This is a genomic window from Paenibacillus sp. RC67 (genome assembly GCF_030020805.1).
GTDB lineage: Bacteria > Bacillota > Bacilli > Paenibacillales > NBRC-103111 > Paenibacillus_S.
On sequence record NZ_CP125098.1, the window covers coordinates 3,082,174 to 3,094,814 of the forward strand.

General features: G+C 43.6%; 14 protein-coding genes and 1 riboswitch. Of the genes, 8 read left to right on the forward strand and 6 right to left on the reverse strand.

Annotated elements, in window-relative coordinates; genetic code table 11:
* Window positions 1-34: 34 nt before the first annotated feature.
* Window positions 35-1,714, reverse strand: coding sequence for an ABC1 kinase family protein (locus tag QMA13_RS14120; RefSeq protein ID WP_282942141.1), 1,680 nt, complete (start codon window positions 1,712-1,714; stop codon window positions 35-37).
* Window positions 1,711-2,049, reverse strand: coding sequence for a phasin family protein (locus QMA13_RS14125; RefSeq protein WP_282943396.1), 339 nt, complete (start codon window positions 2,047-2,049; stop codon window positions 1,711-1,713). The genes QMA13_RS14120 and QMA13_RS14125 overlap by 4 nt, the downstream gene beginning before the upstream one ends.
* 369 nt (window positions 2,050-2,418) lie before the next feature.
* On the opposite strand from QMA13_RS14125, the gene QMA13_RS14130 reads away from it, so the two are divergent.
* Window positions 2,419-3,630: an MFS transporter gene (locus QMA13_RS14130; protein WP_282942142.1), complete on the forward strand. Its 1,212-nt coding sequence runs from the start codon at window positions 2,419-2,421 to the stop codon at window positions 3,628-3,630.
* Here QMA13_RS14130 and QMA13_RS14135 read toward each other — a convergent pair.
* Window positions 3,584-4,180: a DedA family protein gene (locus tag QMA13_RS14135; RefSeq protein ID WP_282942143.1), complete on the reverse strand. Its 597-nt coding sequence runs from the start codon at window positions 4,178-4,180 to the stop codon at window positions 3,584-3,586. The two genes, QMA13_RS14130 and QMA13_RS14135, sit on opposite strands and share 47 nt — an antisense overlap.
* A 272-nt stretch (window positions 4,181-4,452) precedes the next feature.
* Window positions 4,453-4,650, reverse strand: a complete 198-nt coding sequence (locus QMA13_RS14140; protein ID WP_282942144.1) for a sporulation protein Cse60 — start codon at window positions 4,648-4,650, stop codon at window positions 4,453-4,455.
* Between the two features lie 315 nt (window positions 4,651-4,965).
* Here QMA13_RS14140 and QMA13_RS14145 point away from each other — a divergent pair, with 315 nt between their 5' ends.
* From QMA13_RS14145 to QMA13_RS14160, 4 genes are all read left to right on the forward strand, one after another.
* Window positions 4,966-5,331, forward strand: coding sequence for a VOC family protein (locus QMA13_RS14145; RefSeq protein ID WP_282942145.1), 366 nt, complete (start codon window positions 4,966-4,968; stop codon window positions 5,329-5,331).
* Window positions 5,332-5,348: 17 nt separating this feature from the next.
* A complete protein-coding gene (locus QMA13_RS14150) occupies window positions 5,349-5,732 on the forward strand; it encodes a VOC family protein (protein ID WP_282943397.1) in 384 nt (127 codons plus the stop codon).
* A gap of 213 nt (window positions 5,733-5,945) precedes the next feature.
* Entirely contained in the window at window positions 5,946-7,067 is a 1,122-nt protein-coding gene (locus tag QMA13_RS14155) for an NADH-dependent flavin oxidoreductase (protein WP_282942146.1), read from the forward strand.
* Between the two features lie 39 nt (window positions 7,068-7,106).
* Window positions 7,107-8,270: an iron-containing alcohol dehydrogenase gene (locus tag QMA13_RS14160; RefSeq protein ID WP_282942147.1), complete on the forward strand. Its 1,164-nt coding sequence runs from the start codon at window positions 7,107-7,109 to the stop codon at window positions 8,268-8,270.
* A 127-nt stretch (window positions 8,271-8,397) separates the two neighbouring features.
* Here the strand turns inward: QMA13_RS14160 and QMA13_RS14165 are convergent, their stop codons facing one another.
* Together QMA13_RS14165 and QMA13_RS14170 are read right to left on the reverse strand one after the other, a co-directional pair.
* The gene (locus QMA13_RS14165; protein ID WP_282942148.1) at window positions 8,398-8,517 is read right to left on the reverse strand and encodes a YjcZ family sporulation protein; all 120 of its coding nucleotides are present in this window, start codon (window positions 8,515-8,517) and stop codon (window positions 8,398-8,400) included.
* Between the two features lie 130 nt (window positions 8,518-8,647).
* A complete protein-coding gene (locus QMA13_RS14170; RefSeq protein WP_282942149.1) occupies window positions 8,648-8,794 on the reverse strand; it encodes a hypothetical protein in 147 nt (48 codons plus the stop codon).
* A gap of 64 nt (window positions 8,795-8,858) precedes the next feature.
* Window positions 8,859-8,940: riboswitch (cyclic di-GMP riboswitch) on the reverse strand.
* Window positions 8,941-9,394: 454 nt separating this feature from the next.
* Here QMA13_RS14170 and abc-f point away from each other — a divergent pair.
* From abc-f to QMA13_RS14185, 3 genes are all read left to right on the forward strand, one after another.
* Window positions 9,395-11,290, forward strand: a complete 1,896-nt coding sequence (abc-f, locus tag QMA13_RS14175; RefSeq protein ID WP_282942150.1) for a ribosomal protection-like ABC-F family protein — start codon at window positions 9,395-9,397, stop codon at window positions 11,288-11,290.
* 94 nt (window positions 11,291-11,384) lie between these two features.
* Window positions 11,385-12,221, forward strand: coding sequence for a prohibitin family protein (locus QMA13_RS14180; RefSeq protein WP_282942151.1), 837 nt, complete (start codon window positions 11,385-11,387; stop codon window positions 12,219-12,221).
* A 182-nt stretch (window positions 12,222-12,403) separates the two neighbouring features.
* Window positions 12,404-12,622 (forward strand): hypothetical protein, encoded by a 219-nt coding sequence (locus QMA13_RS14185; protein ID WP_282942152.1) that lies wholly within the window; start codon window positions 12,404-12,406, stop codon window positions 12,620-12,622.
* The last annotated feature ends 19 nt before the right edge of the window (window positions 12,623-12,641 follow it).

The window sequence follows — 12,641 nt, forward strand, 5'->3', positions numbered from 1 at the left end:
CGTTCTCAGGTTGAGGATGGTTTTTTTCTTTGCATTAAAATCGTCCCGACCTGAATATCGAGAAAAGTAGGAACACGAACATCAGCGTTGCGACACAAAAGCCGATTTCTATAACAGGAAAATCCCAAAGCAGCGTAGATTGGCGACCCAAAGAAGAGCCGACAATCAGACCAACCATAATAATACTAAACGAAAGCAGAACGATGCTGAAGGAGAGTCTGTTGCTGATTCGATCCATTTTTTTCATTAGTGTATCGAGTTCTGAGACGGAAATATCCAGATGAAACTTGCCTTTCTTCAACATTCCGAACAGCTCACGAAGCTTGGACGGTATTTCCAATAGCAGCTCCGAATACTCGTTGAACTGGGTCCAGGCATTACCGGCAAGATTGCGCGGGCTGAAACGTTCCGCGAACAACTTGCGTCCGAAGGGTTCGGCCACACTGACAATACTGAATGACGGGTCCAACGAAGTCACTACACCCTCAAGCGTTAGGAGGGTTTTGCCGAGCAGTGTCAAGTCGGAGGGAATGCGGATACGGTGCTCGTACGCAACGCCCAGCAGATCGGTGACAGTCTCTCCTAGTCGTAGGCGGCTTAATGGAACATCATAATATTTTTCCCGCAGCTCATCAATATCGTTGCGAAGAGTATCCATATCGACATCATCTGGGATGATACCGATGCCGTTAATAGCTTTAATAACTCCCTCTGTACTGTTACGACGTAAAGCGATAACAAGAGATCCAAAATGATATTTTATCATAGGAGTCAATTTTCCAACCATTCCGAAATCAATAAGACCAATGACTTGATCGGGCAAAATGATAATATTTCCGGGATGCGGGTCTGCATGAAAGAACCCTTCCCCAAAGATTTGTTGGAACACTAAGCGTGCGATCCGCTCCGCAATAAGCTTGCGCTCATATCCCAACTCCTCCAGTGCATCGCTATCCGTTGTTTTAACTCCTATAAGGTAATCCATCGTAAGCACATTTCCACTCGTATAGTCCCAATAAATCACCGGAAAACGCACATGGGGATCCCGAAGAAAAGGCTTCGACATCCGTTCTGCATTCCTGCCTTCGTTCATATAGTCAAGCTCGGCGCGCAGCGATTGTGATAATTCATAGACCATATCGCTGACTTGATATTTCGCCGCCCAAGTGAGACGGTGCTCCGCCAGTCTAGACAAGTTACCCAGAATCTCCAAATCGGTTTCGATGACAGCACGAATATTAGGACGCTGGATTTTGACGGCGACCCGTTCACCGCTATGCAGGCGCGCAAGATGAACCTGTCCGATGGAAGCGGCAGCCATTGGCGTTTCTTGAAATTCGGCAAAAATCTTATTGAGAGGCTCGCCAAGTTCATTCTCAATTACTTGAAGCACCTGCTCCATAGGGATAGGAGGGACTTGATCCTGTAGTTTAATAAGCTCCTCGATGATGTCAGCCGGTAATAGGTCGGGTCTTGTACTCGCGATTTGCCCGATTTTGACAAAGGTTGGACCTAGTTCTTCAAGGAAAAACCGGATGCGTTCACCTATGGAACGAGAACGGGCATCCTGCCGCTCCTTTAATCCGATGCGTGTGCCGGTAAGCAGCTCGGGCAGCCCGAGCTCTTTGATAAGAAATCCGAATCCATTGCGGGCAAAAGCTTTGGCAATATCACGGTATCGCTGCAAATGCCTGAGTTTACGTCCGAAGCTCATGGGTAGGTTGGAGGGAGGAGTTGAGCTGTTCCGCCGGATTGTCCTTCAAGCTCTGTCACCCGCCGTTCAAGCTCACCAATGCGTTGTGTGAGTCGGACATAATCGTCCTTGGTCATAATGTTCATTTCGTGAAGCATTTGGCGTAAAGTGCCGCGAACTTTTTCTTCCAGCGAGCTTTGTGCTTCCTGCCCTTTACGGACTAGATCCTCTACGAGCTTTTGTGACTCCGCTTTATTCACTTCTCCCTTTTTAACCATTTCATCTACGAATTTCTCGGCTTGTTCCTTGCTGGCTGCAGCGAATCCAAGACCCAACGACAATGCCTTCTCGAACATTTCTCTCACGTGAGTTTCCTCCTGTAACGGGTATATTTAGCGGTAACCTAAACCATTTATATAGTTTGCTTAGCGGAGTGGTGATTTATGTAAAATGCTAAGAAAAAGAGTTGCTAGGATGTTTATAAGGAAGCACTCGAAAAACAAACGAAATAAAATAATGTTTGGATAAAAGCAAACGTTTGATGATAAAGTTTGTAAAATGTATTGCATAATAATAGATGTAATCATATAATGTCTATGGATATCCAAACGAAATAAATTAATGTTTATTGCTTTTGAATATATAGAGAGTGGGTGAAGGGCTTTGTTAAAGTGGTATTAGCTTCGAGGTATATAGGCAATTAGCAATAGAAAGGAAAATGATCCATGTTAAAGAATCAATTGGTTAGAACGATTATTGTATCACGAGTGTTTTTGCAGCTTGGAATATGGGTTCGAAATTTTGCGATTTTATTGTATGTTACCGACATGACTAACAACGATCCGCTCTATGTCTCGCTTATTTCCGTTGCAGAGTTTGCCCCGATCTTTATATTCGCAGTTATCGGCGGGACTTTCGCAGATCGCTGGAGGCCCAAACGAACGATGATTGGCTGCGATCTACTGTCGGCCTTGTCCATTTTAGCTGTACTGCTTGTATTAATATATGGTTCATGGCACGCACTATTTTTTGCTACACTAGTTTCTGCAATATTGTCGCAGTTTTCTCAACCATCGGCGATGAAGCTGTATAAACAGCATGTTCCGGCAGAACAGCTTCAAAGTGTTATGGCGATATTTCAATCCTTAATGGCCATATTTATGGTAATCGGGCCTATCATAGGAACACTCATCTATCAGCGGTATGGTATCGAAATTTCCATTGGTGTGATGGGAGTTATGTTTCTTGCCTCAGCGTTGACTTTAATGATGCTGCCTCGTGATAGTGCTAAATCGGGAAATACAGCCTCTGCGAGCTTTATGAAGGATTTAAAAGACGGCCTTCGTTATGTAGCGGCCAACCAGGTATTAAGAACGCTTGGAGGGACTTTTATTGCGATAGGTCTTGCGAGCGGTTTGATTCAACCTTTAATGCTTTTTATTACGATTGAAAATTTAGGTCTGGATAAATCGTATCTTCAGTGGCTGATGATGACGAATGGGGCGGCAATGCTTGTAGGTGGAGGATTGAGTATGGGAGTAGCCAAAAAGGTGAAGCCGCACATCATGCTTGCTATGGGGTTACTTGCAAGTACAGTAGGAACCTTCGGAAACGGCTTATCAACGAGTTTACCTTTAACCTTCATGCTTCTGGTATTAACCGGATTATTTTATCCTGCTATTCATATCGGAATCAGTACTTTGATATTGAGAAACTCGGAAGAAGCTTATGTTGGAAGGGTAGGAGGCGCAATCACCCCTTTGTTTACGGGAATGATGGTAGTGGGTATGTCCATCTCTGGTTTATTAAAGGATACACTTTCCTTATTGACCGTATTTACTATGTCAAGCTTATTGTATCTTATAGGAGCTGTCTTACTGCTTCCTTTATTCAGCCGCTCGGTTTCCGAAAATAAAGAAAGAGCAAAGTTAGGATAAGAAGCAAGCTAATGATAGGAGGCAGGAAAGCTTTATACAAGTGAAAATATCGAATGACGATATACCATTTAGCACCTAGACCGTTACCGGCCATAATGAATAAAGTGGTCCAGATGAGGGCACCGGTATAGGAAAAGAGGGCGAACTTTTTGTAGCTCATATGAGAGAGCCCTGCTGTTATTGCTATAAAGTGCCGTACACCTGGGATGAAATAGCCGACGATAAGCAGAATGCTGCCGTATTTCACAAACATTTTTCTCGACTTTTCAATATGCTCAATATTGACATGCAGCTTCAGCGCGAATCGTTTAATAACCGGATACCCTAATTTGGACCCAATGACATAGCTTATAGATATGCCTGCAATTGAGCCTGATAACGCACTGATGATAGCCAATGAAAGCTTCATCGTTCCTTGAGCTACATTATAGCCGACATAGGTTAATAATAATTCGTCCGGGATGGGAAGACCGATAACTCCGAATGCTAAAGCCAGAAAGATCCCCACGTAACCGAAACGGGAAAGAAACAAAGTCAGATGTCCGTTCATAGAACCTCCTATAGGAAATGCAGGATAAGGACCAAATCCACGCTATAGCTATGTGCTCTATTGAGTCAGATTATGCAAGGTTCTTCTATTAACCTGAGGTTAATAATGAGAAAGGGCGGCTTTCGCCGCCCCATTTTATAAGAACAAATGTAAAAGAATAATGATGACTAGCGCTAGTGCAGATAACAAGGATAACCACAGTAAAAAGAGCCTTAAGTAACGGTCGGAATCCTTTTCTCTATCACGGTTTTCCGTGTCTGAAGCCATTTGAACTAATCTCCCGTGCTGCTTGTTCTGAAAACTACTAGGATAGTGCTTCTTTGAACGGCGCTTTTATCTGGTTTGCTCTTAATCATCGTTCCATAGCTAATGCTAACGAATTGTTCTTCTTTAAGAGTAGATAGAAACTCATTTGCTTTTCTTTCAGCGTAGCTGCTGTCAGAATCAATAAATTCTTTTACTTGAATCATCGTTTATCACCCTTTATCATCGTTATATTGCATCAGAGGCGATTTATACATTTAATGTCAAAAACCTCTGGAAGCAGCAAGGCATTCCACTCTCATTTTAAGAGGGAATGCCTTATTAGACGAAGATACCATACTTGGAATCTTGAGTCAAACATGAAAAAAGTACCAGAAAATAGAATGTGGCGATAAAAGAGGACTCCATGTAATTGCTTGCACGAAATCCTTTTTTCAATATCAGGAGGACAAAGCGATATCTAGCGAGAATCCTTTAGAGGATGGTATTTTTATGATGAGCATAAAAAGGAGAGATTCGCTATGTTCAATGCTGATATTCAGTGTCAAATCCCAATCTTATCTGTCATCGACTTTCAACAATCATTGCATTATTATACAGAAGTTTTAGGCTTTGAAGTAGCGTGGATTTGGGATGAGGATGGTTATGGAGCCGTGAGATGCGGAGAAATAGAAATCCATCTGGATAAGCAAGAGTATATTGAGGTCTCTAGCTCGTATTTGTTTGTGAAAAATTCCGATGTGGTCTACTCCTATTATAAGCAGCAAGGTGTCGAGATTATTAAAGAGATAGAGTCTAAGCCATGGGGAGTTCGCGAATTCACGTTTCGTGATATAAATGGACATAAATTCCGTGTAGCCCATATAGAAGAAGAGAACCATACATAAATCTTGAGGTGAGGGTTATGAAAATCGATAGACTGGATCATTTGGTATTAACTGTTCGAAGTATTGAAGCAGCATGTGATTTCTATCAACAAGTGATGGGCATGGAGGTGCTGACCTTCGGTAGTGGAAGAAAGGCGCTACAATTTGGGCGTCAAAAAATAAATCTGCATCAACACGGGCAGGAGTTTGAACCCAAGGCAACGTCACCGTTGCCTGGCTCTGCAGATTTGTGCTTTATAACGGAAATGCCGCTTGACGAAGTGATAGGGTATCTGGTGCAAAATAGTGTACCTGTAGAGGAAGGGCCTGTCAGAAGAACGGGTGCTATAGGACCCATTGAGTCCGTCTATTTTCGCGATCCCGATGGCAATTTAATAGAAGTATCTAATTATGTGGACTAGCCGACACGGGAGTGTAGACGAGAAAGTTATGAGCCGCTGGTTGAACTTAAATACTATAGCGGAGAACCTCTAAATATTCGGGGTCCTTTTTTTTGTATTTAGAGTACAGTTCCGGGGAAACATTTGTATTGTGAATGTATATCTGTTATCATAATTATTACTGTTATAATTATTGTTACAGATAAAATAATTCGAATATAGGAGGCATTTATAATGAATCCAAGATATAAACCCTTATTGCAATCTTATGAATTCCATAGTGGAGTTCAATTGCATAATCGCATTGTTATGGCACCTATGACGAATTGGTCTTCTCATCTTGACGGTTCGGTTTCAGACGAAGAGGTACAATATTATGAGCGACGCTCTGGACAAGTGGGCATGGTTATCACTGCATGTGCATATGTTACGCCAAACGGGAAAGGATTCCATGGTGAATTCGGTGCCGACCGCGATGAAATGATACCGAGTTTGCGGCGTTTGGCGACTGCTATCAAGGAAAAGGGCTCTAAGGCCGTTTTGCAAATTTTCCATGGAGGACGCGAATGCCCTCCTGAATTGGTGCCGGGTGGAGAAGTTGTCAGTGCAGGGAGTGTGCCGAGCACACAGAATCCGTCTGTAACACCACGCACGTTGTCCAGCGAAGAGGTTGCATCTATTGTTAAAGATTTTGGCGAAGCTACCCGAAGAGCTATTGAAGCGGGTTATGACGGTGTTGAGATCCATGGAGCTAACGGTTATTTGATTCAACAGTTTTTCTCTCCGCATTCGAACACTCGCGACGATCAATGGGGTGGGGATCTGACCAAACGCATGGCGTTTCCTCTTGCTGTAGTCGATGAAATTAAAAGAGTTGCAGCAGAATACGCCAAAAGCTCCTTCCTGATAGGCTATCGATTTTCACCCGAAGAAGCAGAGACACCTGGGATTACTATGACGGACACTCTTGAGCTTGTAAATGCTCTTATTACAAAAGAGCTGGATTACCTCCATGTGTCCTTACTGGATTTCTGGTCTAAGCCGCGCAGTGGAGACGAACTGGATCGCCCGCGGATGGATTTAATCAAGGAGAAAGTAGCCAATAGAGTTCCACTAATCGGGGTGGGTTCCATCCATAGCGCTGAGGAAGCTCTAAAAGCTTTTGAAACAGGGATTCCGCTTATTGCGCTTGGAAGAGAGCTCATTATGGATCCTGATTGGGTAAAGAAAGTAGAAGACGGGCATGAAGCTGAAATTGAAACTACTTTGAGCAAAGACGCTCAGGAACGTTTATTGATACCTGATCCGTTATGGAAAGGTATTATGAATGCACCAGGCTGGTTCCCTATTGTCTAAATTGTAATTTCTAATAATATTCAGGAGGTTTAAAGCAATATGAACTCATTCACATTTCAAAACCCGACGAAGCTGATCTTCGGGAAAGGTCAATTAGAGCAATTAGCAGCTGAGGTTCAAACTTACGGGAAACGTGTTCTGCTTGTGTATGGAGGAGGAAGTATTAAGCGGAACGGATTGTATGAGAAGGTTATCAGTATATTGAACGGTATTGGGGCTCATGTAACCGAATTAAGCGGTGTTGAGCCTAACCCACGGCTTACTACGGTGCATAAGGGTGTGGAGCTTTGCCGTAAAGAAAATATTGATTTAATCCTCGCTGTAGGCGGCGGAAGTGTTATCGATTGCTCCAAAGCTATTGCAGTTGGGGCCAAATATGAAGGCGATGTATGGGATGTCATTACCCGTAAAGCAGCAGCGACAGGAGCGCTTCCTTTGGGAACCGTATTGACTATCGCGGCAACTGGTTCTGAAATGAATGCGGGATCAGTTATTACGAACTGGGAGACCAAAGAAAAGCTGGGCTGGGGAAGCCCATTCTCCTTCCCTAAGTTTTCTATTCTCGATCCGGAGCATACCTTATCTTTGCCGGCTGATCAGACCGTTTATGGAATGGTTGATATCATGTCCCATGTGCTGGAATCTTACTTCCATCATGTTCCGAACACGCCGGTCCAGGATGGCTTCTGTGAAACGATTCTGAGAACGGTGATCGACACGGCGCCGAAGCTGCTCCAGGACTTGCAAAGCTTCGAACATCGCTCGACTATTCTATATTCCGGTACGATGGCTTTGAACGGAATACTCAGCATGGGTATACGTGGAGACTGGGCTACTCACAATCTGGAGCATGCCGTATCTGCGGTTCATGATATTCCTCATGGCGGCGGCTTGGCTATCCTGTTCCCGAACTGGATGAAATATAATCTGGATGCGGGTGTAGAGCGATTTAAGCAGTTTGCGGTTAATGTGTTCGACGTAAGTGCAGAGGGGAAAACCGATCGGCAGGTGGCTGAAGAGGGAATTGAAGCGCTGCGTGCATTCTGGAATTCCATTGGTGCGCCTAGTCGATTGCAGGATTATAAAATTGACGCATCTTCAATAGAGGAGATGGCGGATAAAGCTATGATCTATGGAGATTACGGTTATTTCAAAAAGCTGAATCGTGAAGATACGGTGGCTATTTATAAGCTTTCTCTATAAATCATTATCGCAGAATAATGGGGAGGGACGTCTCGTGGCGTCCCTTTTTTTGCATAATATATGTCCACAAAAATGAATAAAACCAACCCCCGCTATACCAGGGATTGGATTTACTCTTACATTTACATTAGATCCAAGAGCGGCCAACAATAACAAGAAGGATGAACAGAACCAAGATTACGCCTGTACTCGTAAAAGCTCCGCCAAGACCGCAGCTACCACCAATTCCGCCTACTAATCCGCCCATTGTTGAATTCTCCTCTCAGCAACTCGTTTTAGAATGGGGAATACTTAATCCCAAAATTAAGATATGTAAATCCAACACGAAATGCTTGGACGTATGTCATTAAGGTACAAATGGGGCGTTGGATTAAGTATCATCCTACCGTTTTGGGAAGTGGAACGCCCTTCTCAGAAATCGAGTATATATGGACGACCGTATTGTTTGCTTTCCACATTTCATAGCGAATTTTTGGGATACTCAATTGAAGAATAATACGATTGCAATCCACAGGTTGCTTCATATGTAGTACCTCCTGTCCTTGGTTTTAGTTGTAAGCTCCAAAAATAAAGACCACCTTTCCGCAGAAAGGTGGCCGGGTTGCACTACTCGCTCCTTCGAATCTAAGTGCCCATATACAGATTCGATATCATTGCTTGCCTAAACAGTATAATAACAAAAAAGCCGAATGCATTCTGTTTGAAAATACACAAAAACTAATATTTCATAGCAAGATGGGATAATTAGTAATCGTTATTAGATTGCAACAATAAATACCATATGATATTATGGAAATAGTTGTTTATTCGATTCGGTGAAAGGGGGTGTCAAAATGTTGCAAGTTACCGCGCGTAGTAAATGGTCCCTATTTTGGGTGCATCTGACTACGATCGTATTTCGTTCAGTTGCGAACGGGAGAGGTCTGTCTTTTTACGGTAACTGCAACGTTTTGACCCTGCAGCTCTAATGAAGTATCGGCAGTACTGCCTTTACGGTTAGACGCATATGGCGCAAAAGAAGCCACGGGTAAAAGGTTGCCTTTTATCTGTGGCTTTTTTATGCTGTCTTACCCAATAAATCGAATGAGAGTGTGATGAACATGTTGTTATGTACAATGGATAAAATGAGTAAAACTTGGGGCGGAACTCCCATTTTTCAAAATATGTCACTGGAAATTCATGAGGGAGACCGAATCGGTATGGTAGGCCCGAACGGCTGCGGCAAAACGACACTGCTGAAGCTGCTTGCAGGTCAAGAGAGTCCTGATCACGGAACCATTCATTACAAAAAGGGAAGCCAAGCTGCACTGCTCGATCAAATTCCCCAGAATGAGCAAGAGATTGTTGTAAAGGACGTTCTTCAGGAAGCCTTTGCTGACCTAAGCAAGATGCAAGAGCGGATGAAGGAATTGGAAGTCTTGATGGCTGATCCTCTTGCTTTGGACAAAGCTTTAAAGGAATACGGTATGTTACAGGATGCTTTTGCAAATCTGGGTGGATACGAGATGGATTCTAATATGTCGAGGGTTGTAAGCGGACTGGGGATTTCCCATCTGCTTCTCAATAAGTTCTGCCATCTGAGCGGCGGTGAGCGGACCAAAGTATGCTTAGCTCAACTATTGCTGCTTAAGCCGGATTTGCTGCTTCTGGATGAGCCGACCAACCATTTGGATTTGAACGCAGTAGAATGGCTGGAATCGTATTTGCAGGATTACAAGGGCAGCGTATTGGTTGTGTCGCATGACCGTTATTTTTTGGATCGTGTCGTGACTAAGGTGTTTGATATGGAAGGCGGAGTCATCGACGTGTACCATGGCAACTACTCCAATTTCATTGAAGAGAAGGAGCGCAATCTGCTGTTGGAATTTGCTTCGTATCAAGAACAACAGAAGAAGATCAAGAAGATGGAGGAAGCTATCAAGCGGATGCGGATTTGGGCTGCACAGGCCGATAATCCCAAGATGTTTAAGCGTGCCGCAGCTATGCAAAAGGCGCTGGACAGAATGGATAAGGTGAACCGGCCGGTTCTTGAACGGAAGAAAATCGGTTTGGCCTTCGAGGCGGGAGATCGCAGCGGAAAAGACGTAGTGATGCTGGAGCAGGTAGGGAAGTCGTTTGAGAGAAACGGTGTGACAAACCTTCTGTTTGATAATATCCATATGCTGATTCGTTATCAGGATTTTACGGCAATCGTTGGAGAGAACGGGAGCGGCAAATCCACGATACTGAAAATGATAGCATCAGGGCTTCAGCCAGATCGCGGGAGTGTGAAGATCGGCAGCGGAGTGAAAATCGGCTATTTGGCCCAGCAGGACGGGTTTGAAGACGAAGAAATGACGATAATTGACGCTTATCGCCAAGTTGCAATGGTGGAAGAAGGTATAGCTCGTGGTCAGCTCGCTAAGTTTTTATTTTATGGAGCGGCTGTATTCCGTAAGCTGAAGAGTATGAGCGGTGGAGAGCGAATGCGGCTTCGCTTCGCACAGCTGATGGTGCAGGACATTAATGTCCTGCTATTGGATGAACCGACGAATCACCTGGATATCGATTCGAGGGAAGCGCTGGAAGATACTTTGAAGGAGTTTTCGGGAACAGTCATTTGCGTATCGCACGACAGGTATTTTTTGAACAAATTATTTGATGTGACCTATTGGCTGGAGCATGGGAAGCTGACAAAGTATGACGGTCGTTACGATGAAGCAAGAGTGAAACGTGAGGAGCTGAAGCAGTACGTTCGGTCAAAGCAACCTGAAAACCCGGATACTGGCTCGGAAAAAGTGAACGTAGATAAATCGGAGATTAAGCATCGATTATCTAAAACAACCTCGGTGTTGGAAAAGCAGATGAATAAGCTGGAAATGGACATTGCTTTGATGGAACGGAAAATCGTATTGTTGGATGAAGCAATGCAGATAGAAGCGGACAACAGCAAGCTTGTAGCTATGCACAACGAAAAACTACTCCTGGAAGCGGAGCGGGAGCTAATGTATCAGCAGTTGGATACGATCTTGCAGGATTAGTAGGGAATTCCGGTTCTTGAGGTCTTGAAGTGAAACATAATCGGTGAAAGTACGTAATGAAGAGTACGACATACAAATACTGGAGGTTGATGGAATGAATACGGAATTAACCCAAAGCCCTAAGAAAATGAATTTGAACTTTGTCGTAACGTCAATTTTCATTGTGCTGCTTATCGTTATTGCGGGACTGAACAGCTTTGCTTCCGTACAATATGGTCATGTCGGACTGTATAAGACGTTCGGCAAATTAAATGATGATATTCTAGGTCCGGGAATTCATCTAAAGCTGCCATTCGTTCAGACGGTTATCCAAGTGAATACCCAAGTCACTAAGGCAGAAACCGATACTTCAGCGTCCTCCAAGGATCTCCAGCCGGTTTCCACACATGTTGCCGTTAACTATTCGGTTAATAAATCGGCCGCTTTTAATTTGATGAACAATATTGGAGGGAACTTCGATACGGTTATCATATCTCCTGCGATTCAAGAGATTGTCAAAGAAGTGACAGCAAAATATCCAGCGGAAGATTTAATTGCCAAGAGGGATGTCGTGGCCGGAGAAATTAGCGATCATTTAACGAAGCGACTAGCTAAATACGATTTGATCGTCAATGATATCAATATCGTTAACTTTAAATTCTCTGATGCGTTCAATCAATCCATCGAAGCCAAACAGGTTGCCCAGCAGCAAGCATTGAAAGCAGAAAACGACTTGAAGCGGATCGAGATTGAGGCTAAGCAGAAGATTGCTCAAGCCCAAGCAGAAGCGGAATCCTTGAAATTGAAAAAGCAGGAGATTACACCAGATTTAGTGCAGTTTAAGCAGATTGAAGTGCAGGAAAAGGCGCTTGAGAAATGGGACGGTCATCTGCCGAGTGTGACAGGCGGGGCAACTCCCTTCATCGATCTCAATTCGTTAAGTAAAAAATAACGGCTTCCGTTTCTAGTATTGGTTCTATCGACTTTTATGGTTAAAAATGGTAAAGTGTAGGGGTAGCTTGAAGCTATATTCCTGCACTTTCAAAAATGATACCATGTAAATTACAGTCTTAAGACCGCCTGTGGGGCGGTTTTTTAGTTTCGTATAGAATGATTAGAAGGGAAGGAATAGGAATGTACGCAGTCGAAATGTTTTTTGACACGAATCTAGAGGATTTCGTAAAGGATGTATGGAAGGAGCTCCATCATCAGTCCATCTCAAGCTATATGTATGATATCGAAGAGCTTAGGCCTCATCTTACTTTGGCCGTATATAATGAAGTGCAGGAAAGCGCGATTGCTGATCTAGTTAAGGATTTTAGGGGATTTTTTTTCATATCCAAAAACCGCTGAGGATTCATTTTGACAGCAT

Bases quoted from the DNA above. Each gene is read 5' to 3' on its own strand.
- QMA13_RS14170 (WP_282942149.1), bottom strand. From the start codon at position 8,794: ATGAAGCAACCTGTGGATTGCAATCGTATTATTCTTCAATTGAGTATC.
- QMA13_RS14165 (WP_282942148.1), bottom strand. From the start codon at position 8,517: ATGGGCGGATTAGTAGGCGGAATTGGTGGTAGCTGCGGTCTTGGCGGA.
- QMA13_RS14130 (WP_282942142.1), top strand. From the start codon at position 2,419: ATGTTAAAGAATCAATTGGTTAGAACGATTATTGTATCACGAGTGTTT.
- abc-f (WP_282942150.1), top strand. From the start codon at position 9,395: ATGAGTAAAACTTGGGGCGGAACTCCCATTTTTCAAAATATGTCACTG.
- QMA13_RS14120 (WP_282942141.1), bottom strand. From the start codon at position 1,714: ATGAGCTTCGGACGTAAACTCAGGCATTTGCAGCGATACCGTGATATT.
- QMA13_RS14180 (WP_282942151.1), top strand. From the start codon at position 11,385: ATGAATACGGAATTAACCCAAAGCCCTAAGAAAATGAATTTGAACTTT.
- QMA13_RS14160 (WP_282942147.1), top strand. From the start codon at position 7,107: ATGAACTCATTCACATTTCAAAACCCGACGAAGCTGATCTTCGGGAAA.
- QMA13_RS14140 (WP_282942144.1), bottom strand. From the start codon at position 4,650: ATGATTCAAGTAAAAGAATTTATTGATTCTGACAGCAGCTACGCTGAA.
- QMA13_RS14135 (WP_282942143.1), bottom strand. From the start codon at position 4,180: ATGAACGGACATCTGACTTTGTTTCTTTCCCGTTTCGGTTACGTGGGG.
- QMA13_RS14185 (WP_282942152.1), top strand. From the start codon at position 12,404: ATGTACGCAGTCGAAATGTTTTTTGACACGAATCTAGAGGATTTCGTA.
- QMA13_RS14125 (WP_282943396.1), bottom strand. From the start codon at position 2,049: ATGTTCGAGAAGGCATTGTCGTTGGGTCTTGGATTCGCTGCAGCCAGC.
- QMA13_RS14150 (WP_282943397.1), top strand. From the start codon at position 5,349: ATGAAAATCGATAGACTGGATCATTTGGTATTAACTGTTCGAAGTATT.
- QMA13_RS14155 (WP_282942146.1), top strand. From the start codon at position 5,946: ATGAATCCAAGATATAAACCCTTATTGCAATCTTATGAATTCCATAGT.
- QMA13_RS14145 (WP_282942145.1), top strand. From the start codon at position 4,966: ATGTTCAATGCTGATATTCAGTGTCAAATCCCAATCTTATCTGTCATC.